The organism is Ruegeria sp. CDSB113, assembly GCF_059611045.1.
The window spans coordinates 75,688-94,888 of the sequence record NZ_JBXWOU010000006.1 but is presented as its reverse complement, the minus strand read 5'-3'; the positions used below and the strand labels follow the sequence as shown (position 1 = coordinate 94,888).

Annotated in this window: 18 protein-coding genes and 1 pseudogene; 10 read left to right on the top strand and 9 right to left on the bottom strand. The window is 53.7% G+C overall.

Annotation, left to right across the window (positions count from 1 at the left end):
- Positions 1-161 precede the first annotated feature (161 nt).
- The 7 genes and pseudogenes from AC2FIS_RS12675 to AC2FIS_RS12645 form a co-directional block, all read right to left on the bottom strand.
- A pseudogene (locus tag AC2FIS_RS12675) lies at positions 162-505 on the bottom strand (RidA family protein).
- A gap of 186 nt (positions 506-691) precedes the next feature.
- Positions 692-1,663, bottom strand: coding sequence for a D-cysteine desulfhydrase family protein (locus AC2FIS_RS12670; RefSeq protein WP_496773690.1), 972 nt, complete (start codon positions 1,661-1,663; stop codon positions 692-694).
- A 55-nt stretch (positions 1,664-1,718) separates the two neighbouring features.
- Entirely contained in the window at positions 1,719-2,453 is a 735-nt protein-coding gene (locus AC2FIS_RS12665; protein ID WP_496773689.1) for a TSUP family transporter, read from the bottom strand.
- A gap of 89 nt (positions 2,454-2,542) precedes the next feature.
- The gene (locus tag AC2FIS_RS12660) at positions 2,543-3,292 is read right to left on the bottom strand and encodes an aspartate/glutamate racemase family protein (protein ID WP_496773687.1); all 750 of its coding nucleotides are present in this window, start codon (positions 3,290-3,292) and stop codon (positions 2,543-2,545) included.
- A gap of 22 nt (positions 3,293-3,314) precedes the next feature.
- Entirely contained in the window at positions 3,315-4,553 is a 1,239-nt protein-coding gene (locus AC2FIS_RS12655; protein WP_496773686.1) for an NAD(P)/FAD-dependent oxidoreductase, read from the bottom strand.
- A gap of 4 nt (positions 4,554-4,557) precedes the next feature.
- Positions 4,558-6,771, bottom strand: a complete 2,214-nt coding sequence (locus AC2FIS_RS12650; RefSeq protein WP_496773685.1) for a TRAP transporter permease — start codon at positions 6,769-6,771, stop codon at positions 4,558-4,560.
- 81 nt (positions 6,772-6,852) lie between these two features.
- Positions 6,853-7,860, bottom strand: coding sequence for a TAXI family TRAP transporter solute-binding subunit (locus AC2FIS_RS12645; RefSeq protein WP_113788396.1), 1,008 nt, complete (start codon positions 7,858-7,860; stop codon positions 6,853-6,855).
- A gap of 129 nt (positions 7,861-7,989) precedes the next feature.
- Between AC2FIS_RS12645 and AC2FIS_RS12640 the strand changes: the two genes are divergently transcribed.
- The gene (locus AC2FIS_RS12640; RefSeq protein ID WP_496773683.1) at positions 7,990-8,958 is read left to right on the top strand and encodes a LysR family transcriptional regulator; all 969 of its coding nucleotides are present in this window, start codon (positions 7,990-7,992) and stop codon (positions 8,956-8,958) included.
- Between the two features lie 572 nt (positions 8,959-9,530).
- Positions 9,531-10,073 carry a GNAT family protein gene (locus tag AC2FIS_RS12635; protein WP_496773682.1) on the top strand — a complete coding sequence of 181 codons (543 nt, stop codon included), beginning with the start codon at positions 9,531-9,533 and terminating at the stop codon, positions 10,071-10,073.
- A gap of 402 nt (positions 10,074-10,475) precedes the next feature.
- Here AC2FIS_RS12635 and AC2FIS_RS12630 read toward each other — a convergent pair whose 3' ends face one another.
- A complete protein-coding gene (locus tag AC2FIS_RS12630) occupies positions 10,476-10,676 on the bottom strand; it encodes a hypothetical protein (protein WP_496773681.1) in 201 nt (66 codons plus the stop codon).
- A 91-nt stretch (positions 10,677-10,767) separates the two neighbouring features.
- Here AC2FIS_RS12630 and AC2FIS_RS12625 point away from each other — a divergent pair, with 91 nt between their 5' ends.
- The 5 genes from AC2FIS_RS12625 to AC2FIS_RS12605 all read left to right on the top strand — a co-directional run bounded on the left by AC2FIS_RS12625 (position 10,768) and on the right by AC2FIS_RS12605 (position 15,014).
- Positions 10,768-11,121, top strand: coding sequence for a hypothetical protein (locus tag AC2FIS_RS12625; protein WP_496773680.1), 354 nt, complete (start codon positions 10,768-10,770; stop codon positions 11,119-11,121).
- 912 nt (positions 11,122-12,033) lie between these two features.
- Entirely contained in the window at positions 12,034-13,233 is a 1,200-nt protein-coding gene (locus AC2FIS_RS12620) for an N-acetyltransferase DgcN family protein (RefSeq protein WP_496773679.1), read from the top strand.
- Positions 13,230-14,351 carry an alanine/ornithine racemase family PLP-dependent enzyme gene (locus AC2FIS_RS12615; RefSeq protein WP_496773678.1) on the top strand — a complete coding sequence of 374 codons (1,122 nt, stop codon included), beginning with the start codon at positions 13,230-13,232 and terminating at the stop codon, positions 14,349-14,351. Before AC2FIS_RS12620 ends, AC2FIS_RS12615 begins: the two co-directional genes overlap by 4 nt.
- Before the next feature lie 49 nt (positions 14,352-14,400).
- Positions 14,401-14,613, top strand: a complete 213-nt coding sequence (locus tag AC2FIS_RS12610; protein WP_496773676.1) for a hypothetical protein — start codon at positions 14,401-14,403, stop codon at positions 14,611-14,613.
- Positions 14,614-14,732: 119 nt separating this feature from the next.
- Complete coding sequence (locus AC2FIS_RS12605) at positions 14,733-15,014, top strand: hypothetical protein (protein ID WP_282119865.1); 282 nt, start codon at positions 14,733-14,735, stop codon at positions 15,012-15,014.
- Positions 15,015-15,293: 279 nt separating this feature from the next.
- Here AC2FIS_RS12605 and AC2FIS_RS12600 read toward each other — a convergent pair whose 3' ends face one another.
- Positions 15,294-15,974, bottom strand: a complete 681-nt coding sequence (locus AC2FIS_RS12600; protein ID WP_496773675.1) for a GntR family transcriptional regulator — start codon at positions 15,972-15,974, stop codon at positions 15,294-15,296.
- Positions 15,975-16,297: 323 nt separating this feature from the next.
- On the opposite strand from AC2FIS_RS12600, the gene AC2FIS_RS12595 reads away from it, so the two are divergent.
- From AC2FIS_RS12595 to AC2FIS_RS12585, 3 genes are all read left to right on the top strand, one after another.
- Positions 16,298-17,287: a TAXI family TRAP transporter solute-binding subunit gene (locus AC2FIS_RS12595; protein ID WP_496773674.1), complete on the top strand. Its 990-nt coding sequence runs from the start codon at positions 16,298-16,300 to the stop codon at positions 17,285-17,287.
- 71 nt (positions 17,288-17,358) lie between these two features.
- Positions 17,359-18,300, top strand: coding sequence for a D-amino acid aminotransferase (locus AC2FIS_RS12590; RefSeq protein ID WP_496773672.1), 942 nt, complete (start codon positions 17,359-17,361; stop codon positions 18,298-18,300).
- 523 nt (positions 18,301-18,823) lie between these two features.
- Positions 18,824-19,051, top strand: coding sequence for a pyrroline-5-carboxylate reductase dimerization domain-containing protein (locus tag AC2FIS_RS12585; RefSeq protein ID WP_496773671.1), 228 nt, complete (start codon positions 18,824-18,826; stop codon positions 19,049-19,051).
- The last annotated feature ends 150 nt before the right edge of the window (positions 19,052-19,201 follow it).

The window sequence follows — 19,201 nt, the reverse complement described above, 5'->3', positions numbered from 1 at the left end:
AAGCATGGATCAATTGTCAGCATTGTCAAAACAGTCTCCGCATATCTAAACAGACGCTAGACGGTAATTAAAAAGCCGACAACACGTTCAACGCTCAGGACTTCGCCTAACAGTTCCTCAATAGAAAATAGCCGATCCCATTGATGCCATTCGGCAGTGGTTCAGGAGTACCCAGCCGTTACAGTCTTTTCGACCTTCAATAAACTGCGGGCGAGCTTGGACTCTCCGCAAGCCCGAGCAGGAGTGTGGCCCTCGGGTATCCATGTGTCCCAAACGGCGTTTTCCTCAGCAACGTCCGCCATGCCTGCCAGCCATATCTCGCATTTCAGAACGCGGGATTTATCGCTGCCCGCCTTATTCAACAGGTTCTCGATCCTGGTCAGGGTTTCTCGCGTCTGTTCTGCCACTGTAGGTGTGCCGACGTCTGTCCGCATAGATAGGCCACGCCATTATGTTTGACGATCCTGCTCAAGCGCTGGCCAGCTTCAATACGAGTGATTGTCATGTCTTGTATCTGCCTTTTTTCAAAAAATTGTTGTGATGCTGGCTGGTCTGGTTACGCGAAGCCTGAAATAATCTTTCGAGTTTCATAGAGACACAGATGGCTCAGCACTGGGATTTCAGGAATATCGTTTGGGTACCAAAGATCGAGGCAAGAAAGTTTCTGAAACGTATGAGGACTGCGAACGCTTCAAGTTGGGTTATCGATCAATTCACTTTGATATCCAAAGAGCGCGGGCAATCCACCCGTGTGTAACAATACGATTTTTTCGCCTGGTTTGATCTTCCCACTTTCGACCAGGTTCAGCAAACCAGCGAACGTTTTTGCAGAATAAACCGGGTCGAGGAAGACCCCTTCCTTCCGGGCCATCTTTTCCAATGCAGCGCGCGTTATTGCATTCACTTTGCCATAACCCGGCGGCAATGCTTCGTCAAAAACATCAATCTTGCCTTGTAGAAGTCCTGCGTCGACATCCAGCAGGTCCGCAAGTTTCTGCAGAACGACCTTCATTCGGGCCTGCTGCTTTTCACGATCTCTGCGCACGCAAATCCCAAACACCGAGGCAGTGCTTTCTTCTAACGCCAGACCAGTCAGCAGTCCGCCATGTGTGGCACCGCTACCTGTGGGGACGACGACCGCGTCGAAATCCGGCATCTGCTGATACAATTCCTGTCCGGCCACGACGTAGCCCAAGGCACCCAAGGGCGGATGGCCCAACCCCAGATGAATAACGTACGGTTTGTGACCTTTGGCTTTCAATTCAACTGCGCGCGCATGCAGCGCTGCGTCGGCTCCCGCTTCGTCTTCACCTTCTGGGTAACCCATATGCTCGGCACCCAGGATTTGTGCCAGCAGCACGTTCCCGGACGAATAGTAATCCGCCCCCATGTCAGCGACACGCTCTTCCAACTGAAGCACGGATTGCATGCCCAGTTTGGCTGCCGCAGCGGCCGCAGACCGAACGAAATTGGATTGGACAGCGCCGGTGATCAGAATGGTATCAGCACCTTGTTGACGCGCATCTCCGAGATAGAATTCAAGCTGCCGTGTTTTGTTGCCACCAAAACTAAGCCCAGTCAGATCATCACGTTTCAGCCAAAGGTCGATATCCAGTTCTGCCGACAAGTTGTCCAGACGCTCCAAAGGAGTTGGGCCGGACATGAGTTGGGCGCGTGGAAATCTGTGCAGATTATCGTTTCGTGTCATTGTGTCACCTTCAAGACCAAGCCAATAAATGCGCGCGATAGAACAAAACACAGCAGGCAATCAGGGACACCACGCGGATCACTGTTATGACCACCGACTGTGGTAAGTAAGGGCCTGCCGCACGACCAAGTAGGCTGCCGATCAGAGTTATAGCAACGAACCCCAGTATTTGCGGTTCATATGAGATTGCCTGCGCGTTGGACAAGCTGTGCAACAAAAATGCGATGCCATATGCCACCAGCGCTATGGGTTGAACCAACTTTGCAACTTCTTTGGCGGAACGACCCTTTGCTATCAAACCGAACACCATTAGCGGGCCCGGTGTCGCCGCCCAAACAGTCGCAAGCCCAGACAGTCCTGTAACGACTGAAAACCCAGCGTTGCCAATGGAGCCCCGCAATGGAAGCAAGGTCGTAATCAACCCGATCAGCAATAGACACGCCGTCAGGGAAAGAACAAATGCTTCGCTCAAAAAGGGATACACAACAAGGCCAGCGGCCACTCCGACACAGCAACCAATGACCGCGTTGCGGATTAGTTGACGGTTGTTTTTTAGAACATGCCGGTCTGTCGCTACCACTGATACAAACGTGTTCAGCAAAAGCAAAACGGGAACCGCTGTCGACGTGCCAAGCAAAATCATCATGGGCGGTCCCGCGATAATGCTGAACCCGATGCCAACGCCGACTTGCAGCATTGCGCCAAGGCAGATGGCAATCATCAGGATGGACAGGTCAACGAACACTCAAATCTCCTATGGACCAAAGCAATGTCGCAAGCCCTCAGATATCCTGAGTTCCCGGCCAGGGTCCATCATTGACCGTTTTGGCACGGTCAGCGCTGCCACGGCATCAGTCCCGAGTATTGCGCCCGGGTCGTCACAGCGTGCGCCATTTGCGCCAGTGTGGTCAGGTCAAAAACAGGAAGCTGCAGTTCTTCCTGAAGCCGCGATGCATAAGGCGGCAAGTCCGTGCATTCCAAAACCAACGACCGAATGTCCGGAGCTTCAAGAACCAGACTACGAGCCGCATTCCAGACCTCGGTTTCGATCAGGTCCGTGTCCATCCGGGTCCGTGTGTTCCGCAAAATCACTTCGGCGAATTCTGTTGTATCCTCCAATCCCTTCACGGCCACAGGAACACCTGATGCACCAACACCTTCGAAATGCCGGTGCGTCAATGCGGATGCATCCGCGGTTAGCACGCCTACTGGCGCGTTGGCACCGGTCATTTGAAAGGCCAGCGGCACTTGGATCAGGCTGGAGGCAAAGACTGGCACTGAAACCGCAGCTGCTAATTCATTTTGAAACAAGGCTAGAAAGCCGCAACTGCCAGTGATGGCTCGCACGCCTTCAGCCTCAAGCCGCTTGGCGCCTTCGATGAACGGTGCCAGTAACTCGGGCGAAGGGTTGTTCAGTAAGGTCGGGACCGTCACACCGTCGATCATCTCATACAGAACCGGAAATGGCAGGCTGGAAGGGTTCTTGATATGGCCCGGTGGTTTTGGAAAATAGCTTTCGAGGCACAGAACACCAATTGACGCCCCGCAAATGTTCTGACCACCGTGGTAGATTGGCATTGTCATCTGATCCTTTTGATTTGAAGGTTCAAAACCGGGCCAGCGAAAACGGGGCCAGATCGATGTTTGGGCTGCGACCGGACACAAGATCGGCCACAAGCTCGCCGGTTTTTGGGGCCATCATCAGCCCATAGTGAGAATGCCCGAAGGCAGTATAGAGCCCTTCTCTGCCGTTAACTGGTCCAATCGCCGGCAAACTGTCCGGAAAAGATGGGCGGCGACCCATCCAAAACTGTGCCTCGCCGGTATCGAGGCTTGGCATCATGGCCTTGGCTTGTTCGGTCAGGATTTTTTTCTTGCGTGGATCAGCGGGCGCGTTGACGCTACCAAATTCAGCTGTGCCAGCGACTCTCAGACCGTCCTGCATCGAACTTGCGACCACCTTTGCGTCTACATCCATGACCGAATTGTTCAATTGGGCAGAGGGGGTCGGGAATTCGACATGGTAACCCCGCTCTGCCACAAGGGGCACAGGCATCCCCAGGGGTTTTAACAGGTCGGCGGACCACACACCTGCCGCGAGGATAATGCTGGCGGCACGCATCGTGCCTTGCGAGGTCGTAATCTGCCAACCACCATCTTCTGCCGGTGCCAGCTTGGTGACTTCGGTTTTTACTATTTCAGCACCTTGCGCGCGCGCTTTTTCAGCCAGAACTGCCCCCACACGTCCTGGTGAAGTTACGCGTGCCTGACCTTTGATCACGATCGCGGCTTGGAATTCCTCTGACAGTGCAGGTTCCAGGCCGCGCAACTCGGCACCATCGACAAGCTCCAGATCGCCTCCTTTTTCCTGGCGGATCAGATATCCAAGCCCATTCAGATCAGCCTGCTTCCGGTGGCGAAAAGCGTGAATATAGTAGCTGTCAGTGATCAGGTTTTCGTGCCTGGTGCCTTGAAGATGACGACGATACAGGTCGATAGAAGGGCGGCACAATAGCTCCATCGCGTCCGAGATTTCGCGCACTGACCTTTCGCTGGAGTTTCCCAGAAACCGCAGCCCCCAGGGGATCATTTTTGGCCAGAAACTGGTTCTGACCGAAAGCGCGCTTTTGGGGTCCAGTAGCATCTGGGGCAGTGACTTCCATATGCCGGGCATCGCTTGCGGAATGATTGACCACGGCGACACTACACCTGCGTTCCCGAAAGAGGTTTCCTGCCCCGGTTGACCGCGGTCAATCAGCCGAACCGGAATGCCGCGCTCTTGTAACGACAAAGCGCAACAAATGCCGACGATCCCTGCGCCGATGATGGTCACTTGTTCTGTCATCGCATCAGGCCGGAGAGTGGCTTCGGTTGCGGGCGATCAGTTGGGTGACGATGACAGGAGATGCCACGGCCAGCGCGATCAGATCAGCAGTCAGGCTGGGCGCGACAAAGATAATCCCAGCGATGGCCAACAGAATGCGCGATGCGATATTCAGCGGACTCAACCAATACCCAACCACAGCCGCCGACAGGGCAATAACCCCGGCGATGCAACTGGTCGCGGTATAGGTGAACTCCCACAGGTTAAACCCGGTTGAGGACACGAATAGCAGCACCGGCGCATAGACAAAAGCCATAGGAGCGATCACTTTGCCCAATCCAAGGGTGAAAGCAGAAAGACCAGTTCGGAACGGGTTCGAGTTCGCAATGGCAGCCGCGGCATAGGCTGAAGTACAGACCGGCGGTGTAATCTCGGACACCACGCCATAGTAGAGCACGAAAAGGTGGCTGGCGATGGGTGGAACGCCCAGTTGTGCCAGCGCAGGCTGCGCCACTGACACCAGCATGATATACAGCGCGGTGGTCGGAATGCCGGCGCCCATCAGGATACAGACGACGGCGATGAACACCAATGAGATGAACAATTGTAAGTCTTCCATCGCAAAGAATTGGAAGCTGCCGAACGAGATCATGTTGTACAGATCAGATGCCAGGTTGCCTGCGCCTTGCGTAACCATGAAACCGATGCGAAAACCGATGCCTGTGGTGTTGATCACGCCTACCACGATACCAACCGCAGCAGCGGCGGCGCCCACTGCCAGCGAGTATTTCACACCCAATTCTACCGCCTGTAGCATCTCGGGCACTTCGATGCGTTTCTGAGGGTTCATTGTTGCGACCACCGTCAATCCACACAGGATTGTTGTCATGGTCAGATCAAAGCCGCCGTCTGAGAATTTCCACAGTACAAAGCTAAGGAACGCTGCCGCATAGATCAGCGTCGGAGGTTGCCTCAATCGAGACATGCCAGCGATTACCGCAAGTGATATACCGCAGAAGGCCGACATGAAGGGCGTGTAACCCGTGAACAGAACGACGAGCAGGCCGATCAGGGGCACTATGTTGGCCCAGCCTTCGGCCCAGACGGCTTTGAGCTGCGGCAGTTGCTCTTTGGTCAGACCTTTGAGATTCAGTTTGCGTGCCATCAGGTGCACGACAGCAAAAACGCCAACATAGTGCAGAAGCGCAGGGAAGATCGCAGCAATCACGATGGTGGTGTAGGGAACCTCGAGGAACTCGGCCATAATAAAGGCAGCGGCCCCCATGATCGGCGGGGTGATCTGGCCACCCGCCGAAGATGCAGCCTCGACCCCACCCGCAAAATGGCCGGGGTATCCAAGGCGCTTCATGTTGGGAATTGTCAGCGCGCCGGTCGAAACGGTGTTGGCCACCGAAGAGCCCGAGATCGTGCCGAAGAAGGCCGAGGATACCACCGACACTTTTGCCGGACCGCCGGTATAGCGGCCCGCCAAAATGGTGGCGTTATCGATGAAAAGTTGCCCCAACCCGGTGCGTTGCGCGATCACGCCAAACAGCACAAAGTGGAAAACGATTGTTGAGACGACCCACAGCGTGACGCCGTAGATGCCTTCTTGTGGAAAGTACATCGACGACACGAAGGTTTTGAAGTTCACGCCGGGGTGCTGTAGCAACCCGGGAAAATAGGGGCCCAACAGCGCATACGAGATGAACACACAGATAATCAGTGGCAGCACCCAGCCTAAAGTGCGGCGCGCGATATCGAGCACCAGCAGGATTATTATGACGCCCAGTACTACGTCATAGCTATTTGGGTTGCCCATGCGGAACGTCTGTTCCTCAATTCCCAGAAACGGAATCCCACGCCAGGCAACACCAACATACAGAGCTGCAATGATCCCAAGGGCCATAAAGACCAGATCGTAAAGAGGGATGTTGCCGATGCGGAACCGGCTGACCCTGAGCGCATAAAGGCTTTTAGCCCCGATAATCGGGATTGTCGCGTAGACCAGAATGAACAGCAGAGCCAGATAGATGCCCATGTGCCAGTGATCGGCCGGCAGGCCAAAACCGGCCGTGAAGAATTCGTAAAACGCAAAGATCAGGGCCACAACGCGCAGGACCTTGCCGGTTGTCGGCGTAACCTGCCGGACAGCGGCACCCTCGTCGAACTGTTCTTCGATAGCCGCTAGTTCTTCGGCTGTGAGTTCGTGGTCATCAAGATTCTGAATCGTGGACATGATGGCCCCCTGATTTCGCGCATTTCGGGTGTGCGGTGCCCCGAATAAGGGCACCGGACGATGAGTTGAGATGAGAACAGGTTACTGAAGAAGTCCGGCTTCTTTGTAGAACTTCTCAGCACCCGGATGCAGCGGAACGCCCAGTGCTTCGACACCATCCAGAGCGGTATCAGGGGTGATCTGCTTGCCCTTAGCATGACCGTTATCCAGCAGCTTGCGGGTGTTGTCGTTCCACATCGCCTTGGTCAGCTCATAGACCAGGTCGTCAGACAGGTCCGACGACACAACCAGCATCGCGCTGACCGCAGGGGTCTTGGTTTCGCCGTCGATGCCTTCATACACGCCACCTGGAATGGCTGAGGGGATATAGGCCGGAATGATCTCGTTGATCTTGCCCAGATCTTCGTCCGAGAAGGAATGTAGGTTCATACCTTTGGTCGAAGACAGCTGCACCATCGCAGCAACCGGCCAGCCTGCGGCATAGAAATAGGCGTCAAGCTGACCGTCGGCCAGACGTTCGGCGCTCTGACTATTGTTCAGCTCGGCCTCATCCATGTTGTCACGGTTGACGCCCCAAGCATCCAGCATCTGCAAAACGGCAACCTGCGTGCCGGAACCAGCCTGCGCAATACCAACGCGCTTGCCTTCCAGATCACTCAGATCGTTAATCGTTGAGCCGGCCGGAAGCACCAGATGCAGGTCTTCGGGGAACAGGTTGGCCACGATGCGCAGTTTGGGATGGGGTTTGCCTTCGAACTTACCTTCTCCCAGATACATCGAACGGGTGACGTCGGCTGCAGCCAGCCCGGCCTCAAGTTCTCCGTTCTGCACGGCGGCATTGTTGAAGACCGAAGCGGTGGTGGATTGCGCGATCGCGATCAGGCCCGGAACACCACACTGGCCGCCTTCTTCACACGGGCGCGATCCCGGCGGGGCGGAGATTCCATTTGCAATGGTGCCACCGATGGGGAAATAGGTTCCGCCAGCGCCACCAGTGCCAATACGGAAGAACGTTGGGTCCTGCGCCAGCGCGGGTGCTGCCAGCGCGCCCGCCAATGCAAGACCAGTCAAGCATTTCACAAATTTCATTATCATCTCCCTTGTTGGAATTTCGGTTTTGGTTTTCCCAAACTTCGATCCTGCAAGCGTAGAGACAAATTGCATAAATACAAATTTGTTATATTTCACTAAACTAAAGTTTTGCTTATGTTTAAGATTATGAACCTGACTCAGCTAACCGTATTTCGTGAGGTGATGGAGACCGGCTCCATCTCTCAAACCGCCAAGAAACTAAATCGCACGCAGCCCGCGATTAGCCTTGCGTTGAAAAACCTTGAAAAGACATTGGGCCTGACGCTGTTCGAACGTAAGGGAAGACGATTGGTGCCAGTCCCCGAGGCGCACTATCTCTTAGCAGAAACTACGGGTATTTTGGACCGCCTCGCGACGATCTCCAGCACGATGGAAGGACTCATCAAAGGGCATGCCGGAAGCTTGAATATTGCAACGATGCCAGGTCCATCTGCCTTTTTGTTCCCACGTTTCATAAGCCAGTCAGTTGGTGAAAACCCCGATATTCGCATCACGCTTTCGACACGCAGCTCACCGCAGATTATGGAGCTTGCCGGGACGCAAAATATCGACTTTGGCTTTGCTGACTTCGAGCATTCAGCCGGCAAAGAACCCCAGTATTCCGCTGAACTTATCCGGGCTGATTGCTTCTGTGCTATTGACTGTGAACATCCTCTTGCGTCGCGCAAGATCCTGACACTATCGGATCTTGACGGAACGCCAATGGGCGGCCTGCATCCTTCACACCCGTTCCAACGGAAAGTCCGGCAGGAGTTCGAGGACGTTGCCGCGGAGTACAATCAGACTGTTACCTGCCAGTACTTTCTACCTCTTATCCCCTTTGTCAGTTCGGGGCAGTGTTGCAGCATTGTTGACCCGCTGACAGTTGCAACCGAACGAGAGCTTAATCTATCCAACGGAAAGCTTGTGTTTTTACCTTTCGAGAAACCGTTAAGGTATGAATACGCTCTCCTCGAACCCGACCACAGGCCACCGTCCCAATTGGCAATACAGATCAAAGCAGGCTGGAAAGCCGAAGTCTTGAGGAAGTTGGAGGCGGTGACGGCAAACCCTCGCGCAACATCGATTGATGACGTGCGAGGCGAACAGAGTTGAAGTTGTTTGGATTGCGACCCTAAATCCAATGAGAACGAAAGGCTGCTCTGGGCTGTCTGCGTGGTCAGATTTTGGTGGGGCAGGGGTACTGAGGCACTTGCTCTGAGGTTTGCTGTAAGCCCTCAAAAGACCCATATTGCAGTTGTATGAATGATGGCGGATCATCAACGAATACAGCGGACGATCCGTGCTAATTTTTGGTACTGTGGAGGAAGGCATTTCAGCTATATACAAAGGTTGAGCAATGCAGGAAGAATTGGCGACAGAATAGCAGCTCTATCGTGATAGAGGCTGAATCAGCGAGACGCCGGGGGTCGCCAATGGCGGCATTGCGCTTTCTATTATTCAGCCGGATGATATTGGCTGGGCGAAAACTTCATCGTTGCTAAGCGACTATGGCTTTCTTGCCTTTGCTGCGGCAAACAAGCGGACAATTTTCAACCAAATTCGTGATGAGCTCGCCGACGAGGGTGATCTGCCCTATTGGGACACTTTCATCGCTGCAGCTTCGAAAATCCTTCCAATCTGCCGAGAGATTGCCGAAGGCTTAGGTAGGTCGATTGTTCTGCATAGTGACCAAAAACCAAAAAACCGAAACAATTAAAGAGGTTATTGGTCTCAATCGTGACATTGGTGTTTCACCGCTCCTAGATTGGTACATCCGTGGAGAGGGGCCGCCATCGCTCAGGAGTTGGATTAGGTCGGCGGATGGTCGCATGATCGCCTGCGCCAACGGGAGCATGCGATTCTATGCCGAAAGCCGCTTGGCGGGGACGTACTATGTGGGTTCAGTAGCCGTTGCCCCATCGGAGCGACTTCAGGGGTTAGGAAACTTGGTCACGGCTTTGCGCATCCGGGATGGGATTGAGGTGTTCGAGCCCAAGGCTGTAATCGGTATCGCGCAACCTGCCAACATTCCTTCGCGTGCAATGCTTATGATATGTGGGCTTATTTACGATCCAAACCGGGCAACCGTTGTCTATTATCGGTCCGGTGCATTTCACACACGGAGAAGCACCGAGCAGCTTGATTTGAGGCCTTTGACCGACACAATCTACACCGTTGCAATCAAAAACCGCCTCGTTCTGCACACTGTGAGTTCGCCTAAAAATTGATCTCGAGCTCGCAGCGAATGGAAGCATTGCGGGCGTGACCGTAGTATTAAGATACTGTGCTTAAGGTCGGCTGTGGGCTACTAGCGGCCGATTGCACTGGCAGCATCCCAATTCAACAGAAGTGTCTGGTAAGGGTTCGTTTCACCAGTTCATGCAATCTGCGGAGAATGACGGCTGCAGAGAGGCATACTGAAGAGGCTCCATAAATGGTCACGGATTTGCCGATACACAAGGTGAACGCTAGGTTGAAACCAATTCTTTCATCAGTATCGGGGCTCTGGAATAAGCGTTAGGCCCATGAACGTTGTAATACCGTCGCCAAGTGGTTATATAAAGCCCACTAAAGTTCTGGTTTTCTGCGGCCTAGGCGTATCGCCTGCTAGAGTGAACTAAGTTCTTCCATCATGAAAATTCAGCTGTCACGTCCTCTACTTGGATCTGATGTTTGGGAAGGTTGCCGATGCTTTCGCGCACGACCACATCGCTTGTGACGTTAGTAGATCCGTTTGTAGTGATCAGACGTACCGATGCCTTGCCAAAGCACCACAGCGCAACTGTTGAACGAATGAGATTCCGGTAGGCCCAAACTGTCCCTTCGGTCATCGCGGTTTGGCATTGGCTCGGGCACGAGATCAAGATTGCGTACAAAGACACAAAACAGCGAGGCGGCGCTTTCTCCGCCAGAGGATCTAAAATGACATTTCCAGAATGGACGAAACCAGGCATCTATGGTGCTTTGTGTGGTGCGATTGCGGTCTCAATCCTTGGCTTTACCTGGGGCGGTTGGACAACCAGCGGTAGCGCTCAAGAATTGGCGAAGGACCAGGCAAGCGAAGAAGTGACGCTCGCGATGGTGCCGGTTTGCCTAAACAGGTCAGCTGCTGACCCCAGGCGCGAAGAAATTATCGCAACTCTGCAAGAGGCCTCTGGCTTCAACCGCCGCAAGGCTATGATGGATACGGGTTGGGCTACGCTGCCAGGGTCGGAAACGCCAAACCGCGACCTTGCAGATGCCTGTATCGCGGAGCTTGCGCTGGATGGATCATAACTCAAAGGCAATGCCGCAACTCTGTCGGACGATCTGGGGAGCGCATCTGCCACCAGGCATTTGGATGATTGCGGCTCTGATCGCGCTCCCAATCTGTGCTCTGCTTCTGTTTTCAATGCCCGCACACGCTCAATCGCCATCGCAAACCGTGCCTAGTAATGCCACTGCAAGAAGTTACGGTGACGGTTGGAAATGTAACGCCGGGTATAGTCTGAGTGGCGACACCTGCGCCGCAGTCATAGTGCCAGAGAATGCGTATCCGACCAACCGCACCTATGGTTCTGGTTGGGAATGTCTACATGGTTTTCGCAAGAAGGATGACACGGCCTGTGTTGCGGTGATTGTACCTGATGGCGGGTTTCTTGATCCATCAGGTGAGCGCTGGCATTGCTCTCGCGGTTTTCTCAAAATCGACGACACGTGCCAAGAAATTATCGTACCCGCAAACGCTTACCTGGCAGCTACGACATATGGACCCGCGTGGGAATGCAAACGTGGGTATGAAGCATTAGACGACCTTTGTGTCGCCATTGTTGTCCCGGCCAACGCTTTTCTGAATTCATCAGGATACGGCCAACCCTGGACATGCGAACGTGGGTACTTTGCACTGGATGGGTCGTGCGCGCCCGTTGTGATCCCTGAACATGCCTACTTTGACGATGCAAGTTACGGAACGGGATGGAAGTGCGAGAGGGGATACGCTGCCTCAGGTGCGAGCTGTGACGTAATAGACCTTCCTGCGAATGCCCATCTCGACAGGTCCGGAAACCGTTGGGACTGCAACAAGAATTTCAAGTTATCCAAAGGACTTTGCATTCTCGATAACTGAGCGTGCGGCACGACATTCTCGACTTCATTACCCAATGGTGACGGCAGCGTTGCCTTCGGCGTCGACCACAAAAAGGAAACATCATGAAAACCGACTTTAGCGCGGCTAACACTATCCGTCGTCCAGTCAGCGGTGCACAAGCGCCGCCATTGACCAGCGATGAACCCATAAGATCAACCTCTGCCACTCAGATCGTCTTGCCGCCAACTGCGATTGTCTATTGCCAAGGTAACTTCGCCAACATTGATGGCAAAACTGCAAATGGCCTTGTTCGTCATTCACAGGCCTACAGGATCCTGTCTGTCATTGATAGCGACCACGACGGCGAAGACAGTGGGCAGGTTCTTGACGATGCAGTAAACCACATTCCGATCTTCAAAAGCTTGGACGCTGCTGTCGCCCATGAATCCGTCATCCCAGATACCCTCATTTACGGGATGGCACCCTCTACGGGGAGACTCTCATCGACAGATCGCGACGTTGTTCTCGACGCGATTTCACTAGGTATGAACATCGTCAGTGGATTGCATGAATATCTGAGCGATGACCCTGAAATCGCGTCTTTTGCGGTCGAACGCAAAGTCACCGTACGCGATATTCGAAAACCTAAACCCAGCAAGGATATGCGCCTGTTCGACGGAAGTATTGCAGGAGTGAGGGCACTGCGCATAGCGGTTCTTGGAACCGATTGCGCCATTGGAAAACGGACAACAGCGACCGTATTGGCCCGCGCTTTGAACGCAAGGGGCATCAAGACTGTTCTTGTTGGTACGGGCCAGACGGGTTTGATGCAGGGTGCAAAATATGGAGTGGCAATGGATGCCGTGCCGCCGCAGTTTTGTTGCGGCGAGCTTGAAGGTGCGATTGTTGACGCTTCCGAGGCTGAACAACCCGATGTCATATTGATCGAAGGTCAAGGGGCGTTAAGTCATCCGGCGTTCTGCACATCCGCCTTTATCCTGCGGGGCAGCCAGCCGGACGCCGTGATCCTTCAGCACGCTCCAAAGCGCGCACATCGCTGTGATTTTCCCAATATGCCAATGCCCAAACCTGCAAGTGAGATTGCCCTCATCGAAGCGTTTGCTGACACAAAAGTCATCGGCGTCACGCTCAATCACGAGGGGATGTCTGAGGCCGAGGTTACCGAAACCATCGCCGCACAGTCACAAATACTCGGGCTGCCTGTAACGGATGTACTCAGCCGGCCAGCATCGTATTTGCTTGCAATGGTTGTCGCCGCCTATCCTGGGTTGCATCAACCCACACCTGTGGCTGCGATATGAGTACACCTCGCATTGAGGTGCATCTGAGCAAGATACGCCACAATGCAAAGACTGTGATCGGGCGCCTCAAGACTCGCGGCATCAGCGTCACCGGTGTGACCAAAGCAGTGTGCGGGCATCCAACCATCGCTCGGGCCATGCTGGACGGTGGCGCTGTGGGGCTTGCAGAAGCGCGTCTTAGCAACGTTCGGAAGCTACGCAATGCGGGCATGACATGCCCGATCACCTTGATCCGTACACCAACGCTGAGCCAGGTCGATCAGGTGGTCCAGTACTGTGAGGCAAGCTACAACACAGAGATCCTCGTGATTACCGCTCTGGCCGCCGCCGCGATCCGGAAGGACTGCATTCACGGCATTATCCTGATGGTTGAGATGGGCGATCTGCGCGAAGGGATCATGCCAAAATACCTCGGCGCAATTGCGCAGCAAGTGGTGGATATGCCGGGTGTCGCGCTAAAAGGCATCGGAGCGAACTTCGCATGCCTGAGTGGAATCGCCCCGAATGCAGCAGACATGGACGCCTTGTCTGTCTTGGCGAATGACACAGAGGGGCAGTGCGGCCCCTTCCTTCAGACGGTATCTGGCGGTAACTCGGCCAACCTTCCTTGGGCCTTCAGTGGGCACCCAGCTGGTCGCATAAACGATTTAAGGCTGGGGGAAGCAATACTTCTGGGCGTTGATCCGGTTTCCGGAGATCAGATAGGCGGGATGTATACGGATGCCTTTACGCTTGTCGCCGAGGTCATTGAAACAGGGTCCAAACCTTCATCTTACCCTCAGAGCATCTGCGACCCGGTATTCAAAAGACTTCACCTTGTTCCAAAAAGTGGACAGAGCACACAATTAGTTCTCGCCATTGGTCAGCAAGATACGGACGTTTTGGGGCTTTCTATGCCTCCTAGAAACAGACTCATCGGTGCAACAAGCGATCATCTTGTCATCGGCACATCCCATTCGACACAAAACGTAGGATCGGAAATGAGGTTCCAAATGAACTATAGTGCGTTGATGAAAGCTATGTCCGCTCCTGACGTTCAGACAAAGCTGCTCCATCGCAGTCCTTTACGACACGCGCGTGTCTCTCAAGGACCAGGCAATCACCTGGCATCAATTTGAAATACTCAACTGACAAATGCGCCGTTGAAAACGGATAGGAGAATAACCATTGGCAAAGCAGAAAAAAACAACTGCCTTCAATGCACACGTTCCCAAGGCGGAAACGCCGATGGACAAAACAACGCGGGTCGTTAGGGAAATGGTCAACGAAGAAGCAGAGCAAAGACAGATCAAGAACGCTCGGCTTCGCAAAACTCGGCTCGAAAGGGATGCGAAGACACCGTCTGAAGCCAGTCCGCCGAAGCCCGTCAAAAAGCGGTGACAGGATCGTTGGCCCTTCTCTTCGCACAAATTGATTGAGCGAAACACAATCAAAACCTCTAGCGAGCCCTACTTTTCTCATGCATCAGTAGCCCCGGTACTCGTTTCAAGGATATTGCTATGACAAACTCAGATGAGAGCTCAGAAAAAGTTCACTATATCTGCCAGACATATGTCGAACAGAAGCCAGGACGCGGAGGGCAAGGAAGCCTGAAAATAGGCAAGCAATTTGAATACTCCACGGCAGCGGAGGCACAAAACAGAGCAGAAAGAGAAGCGCAATCCGACGATTGCGCGGGCGCCGATGCATACATGGTCAGTGAGGATCCGAACAGTGGCGAAGTTGGATCGCCAAGTTTCCTCATTCGGCTTGGCAATGTCCCGGAATTTGATGAGTTTTAGATAGGTTTTGAGTTGAACTAGTCATTGCATGCAAGAAAATGAAAAGCAGCATCGCCCCGCTAACCAGTTATTGAACTCAAAAAATGCTGCGCTTTTCACGAATGGCTGCTCTTGGGAAGTCAGCTAGTGAATTCTGGAAGATGGCGAATTCCGGTTTGGGCCGTTGTTGCCGCCGTCGCCATGTCCAATATAACTGGTGGTTTTGCCCGCTTTACCTGTTCAAACCCGTTGCGCTCAATTCCAGCCGATTACATTTGTGACCTTCCGTTCGCACGCTCTTTACAATACATTTCGTTCATCCAGAAACTTCATTGTTTTTTCCAACCCTTGCCGCATGTGGTCTTCAAGGTGGTCCAGCATGTCCTCTAAGCTGCCCCCGTTGGCAAGCTCGATGTACTTGTCATGGGATTCCCGCAGTGGCCCGTCGCGACCATGTGCTTTCTGATGCGTAGCAAAGTAGAATTGGAGGTTGGGTTTAAGGCGCTCCCAGCTTTGCAGCAGAAGGTTATGCCCCGAAAGTTCATAGCACCATGAGTGAAGGTGCATTTCGGCCATGATCGCGCCGTAGGGATCGTTGTCCGAGATGCAATCGCATAGCCTGTCGTTGCGCATTTGCAGGTCGGCGAGGCTCATGAGGTCACGTTTGTCCCAGCAGAATTGAAACGCCATCTTCTCGAGTCCCGTTCGGAACGAATAGATTTCGTCCAGATCAATCGGATCCAGTGTACGAAGGAAAGTTCCGCGGAAGGGGATGTTAACAAGAAGCCCAATCTCACTCAATTGAACCATCGCTTCGCGCAATGTGGCGCGGCTGACATCCAGTTGAGCGGCAACCTGGGTTTCAAGCAGTTTTGCACCTGGTTCCAGATCTCCGGTCAAGATCAGCTTCTGGAGCCGCTCCAGCGTTCTGTCTTTCAAAGTATCGCCGGATTTCTCCGCTGAGAATGCTTGTCGTGTCATGTCGATTCCGTTGATGGAACACCCAATGGATGGAAGGCGAGATTACGTCTTAAAGCCAGGATAGCCAGAAAAATGATTACAGTTGAACTTCCCATTTCGGTCCAATGGTTACTTGCTGCAGATCAATCTCAAGGTAGCTGGGCACCCCTAATATTGTCGACAATAGCTTAAATTGTCGACAATATTAGGGGCGCATTGTATCATTCTGGCAGGTGGGGATTCGAAAAGCTCCGAACCTTGGCTGCGATTGCCCACTCCATCGGCAAGAGATGATCACCCGGTCTGGAACCGCGGTGACGCAACAGGTGAAAAGGGAGTTATTCATGCTGTCGAACGGCATCCTCAAAAAGAAAATACATACCGGACTTGCGGCATTCAGCGCGGCGGCGCTTCTGGCCGGTTCCCCGGCGAAAGCGGAAGAGTTTCTGACAATCGGCACTGGCGGTGTCACTGGCATTTACTATGCGGTTGGCGGCGGTATCTGTCGACTGGTCAATCAGAAACGCAAGGAACATGGCATTCGCTGCTCGGTCGAAAGCACGGGTGGTTCGGTATACAACCTGCGCACCATGCGCGAGGGTGAGTTGGAAATGGGCATTGTTCAGTCCGACTGGCAATTCCACGCCCTGAACGGGACCAGCCTGTTCGAAGAAGACGGCCCGGATTCCGAACTCCGCAGCCTGTTCTCGCTGCATCCTGATACGGTCATCATCGCCGCTCGCAAAGACACCGGCATTGAGTCCCTTGACGATCTCGGCGGTCGGACCATCAATCTGGGCAATCCTGGCTCCGGCACTCGCGGCACCGCGGAAGTGCTCGTAGACGCGATGGGCTGGGACATGGATCATTTTGGGCTGGTGACCGAACTGAAGTCCGCAGAACAATCTTCGGCCTTGTGCGATAACACCATTGAAGCGTTTTTGATGGTCGCCGGTAACCCGGTGGCAAACGTGCTGGAAGCTGCCACAACATGCGATATCAACATCATTCCTGTCGACGGCGATGCAGTGCAGACGCTGGTTGAGAGCAAGCCCTACTATGGGAACGTCACCATACCAGGCGGTCTTTACCGTGGTGTAGATGGAGATGTTCCGTCCTTCGGTCTTCCGTCCACTTTCGTGACCTCCTCAAATGTACCGGAAGAAACCGTGTACGTGATGGTCAAGGCGGTCTTTGACAACTTTGATGCCTTCAAGTCATTCCACCCGGCTTTTGCCAACCTCAAGAAAGAGGAAATGGTGGTAAATGGGTTGTCCGCACCAATGCATCCGGGCGCCGAGCGCTATTTCCGCGAAGTCGGGCTTATAAACTAAACAAACAACCGAGGCGGCGGTTTTCGTCGCCTCTTCACCCTTTTATGCAACGCCCACCTACGAGAAAAAACATGAGCGAGCAAAGCCCGAGTCATTCCACTCATGACGCGCAAGAAGACGCGCGCAATCAAGACATTAAGATCTTTCTCAACGGAAAGATCGTGCCGCGCAGCGAAGCGGTGGTGTCCGTCTATGACTCTGGCTTCATGCTGGGCGATGGCATGTGGGAAGGGCTGAGGCTCTACAATGGCACGTGGGCGTTCTTCGACGAACACATGGACCGGTTTTTCAATAGCTGCAAAGCCGTTTCGATCGATGTTGGCATGACCAAGGACGAGGTCCTGCAAGCGCTGAATGAGACCGCTAAAGCCAACGGTATGACAACGGACGCGCATTGCCGGTTCATGGTGACCCGCGGGCCAAAGGACAAGCCGTTTCAGCATCCCGGATTGTCTCGATCCGGACCCACGGTGGTCGCGATCATGGAACATTCGAAACCGGCAGACAGCCTAATGAACAAGGGCATTCGCCTGGCCACGGTGCCTCAGGTGCGCGGCCTGCCGATGAGCCAGGACGCCAAGTACAACAGCCATTCAAAACTGAACTGCGTTATTGCATGTCTGCAGGCTGAACAAGCTGGCGCAGACGAAGCCCTCATGCTGGACCCACTTGGGTTTGTGAACACCACGAATGCGTGCAACTTCTTCATTGTACGCCGTGGTGAGGTTTGGACCTCCTTCGGCGACTACTGCATGAACGGGGTCACTCGTCAAAAGGTCATAGACCTGTGCAGGGCCAACGACATCCCGGTATTCGAGAAGAACTACTCGCTCTATGAAGCGTATGGAGCCGATGAGGCCTTTTTGACCGGCACTTTCGGTGCGCAAACACCTGTCGCTTCAATTGACGGGAAAACGATCGGAGAACATGAAGGTGCTGGCCCGATGACACGTCGCTTACGCGAGCTCTACAAGGATCTCGTGCAACGAAGCACCCTGAAGGTTGCGAGCTGAGTGCTTGGCACAAACCGCGGATTCAGCAAGTCGGAGCCGTTTGGACGTCGGCCACCGTAGATTGTTGCTTCAAGGCTGTGGCAAAGATGGGCTCGGCATTGTTGAGCGGATGGCTCAATGCCGGGCTGAATCCCAAAAAGATCAGTGTTTTGGATCCGCGTTCATCTGACTGACTGCAGTGCCTTACACATCGCGGCTTGCGCCTGAACCAACAGCCAGAAGACCCGCCTATTGTTGTGGTCATCGCAACGAAGCCTCAGGTCATGACTTCTGCAATGTCGGGCCTGAATTCACTTGGGTCCTGGCAATCTCTTTTCGTAATAGTCGCTGCCGGCACTCTGATTTCTACCTACGAGGAATTGCTGGGCTCGCAGAGGCCAATTGTGCGCATAATGTCGAACACACCAGCATCATGGTTCTGGCATTACAGCACTTGTTGGTGACGCCTGCACGACAGCCACATGGTTCTCGGAAACAACCGATGCAGGCAGTTGGAGAGCCCCTGGTTCTCGTTGATTAGGACATGTTTCACGCCGTAATTGCGATCTCCGGGAGCGGCGATCTTCTGCGATCCAGCCCCCTGTCACCAGCCGATCTTCGAAATGAGGTTAATTCCCCAATTGGGACCACGGAGGCGGGGCTGCTGGAGTTTGTGTCCCTGGAGAAATGGGTGTTCCTGCTCATTCAGAGGATTGTGCAGGCTGCTCATAGTCGCAGTATCGAGCTGTCTCAAAGCAAAGACGGGACATGACGTCCAAATCGCCATAAGTAACTCGGCGCGGCGCAATTGAAATGACCCATTTAGGTTTCGCGTTATATTCAAACTAAAGGGTTGATTCTAAATCGACATCTAACAAATGATCGGTTTCTCGAGCCTATGACAATGCTATGCAACAAATCC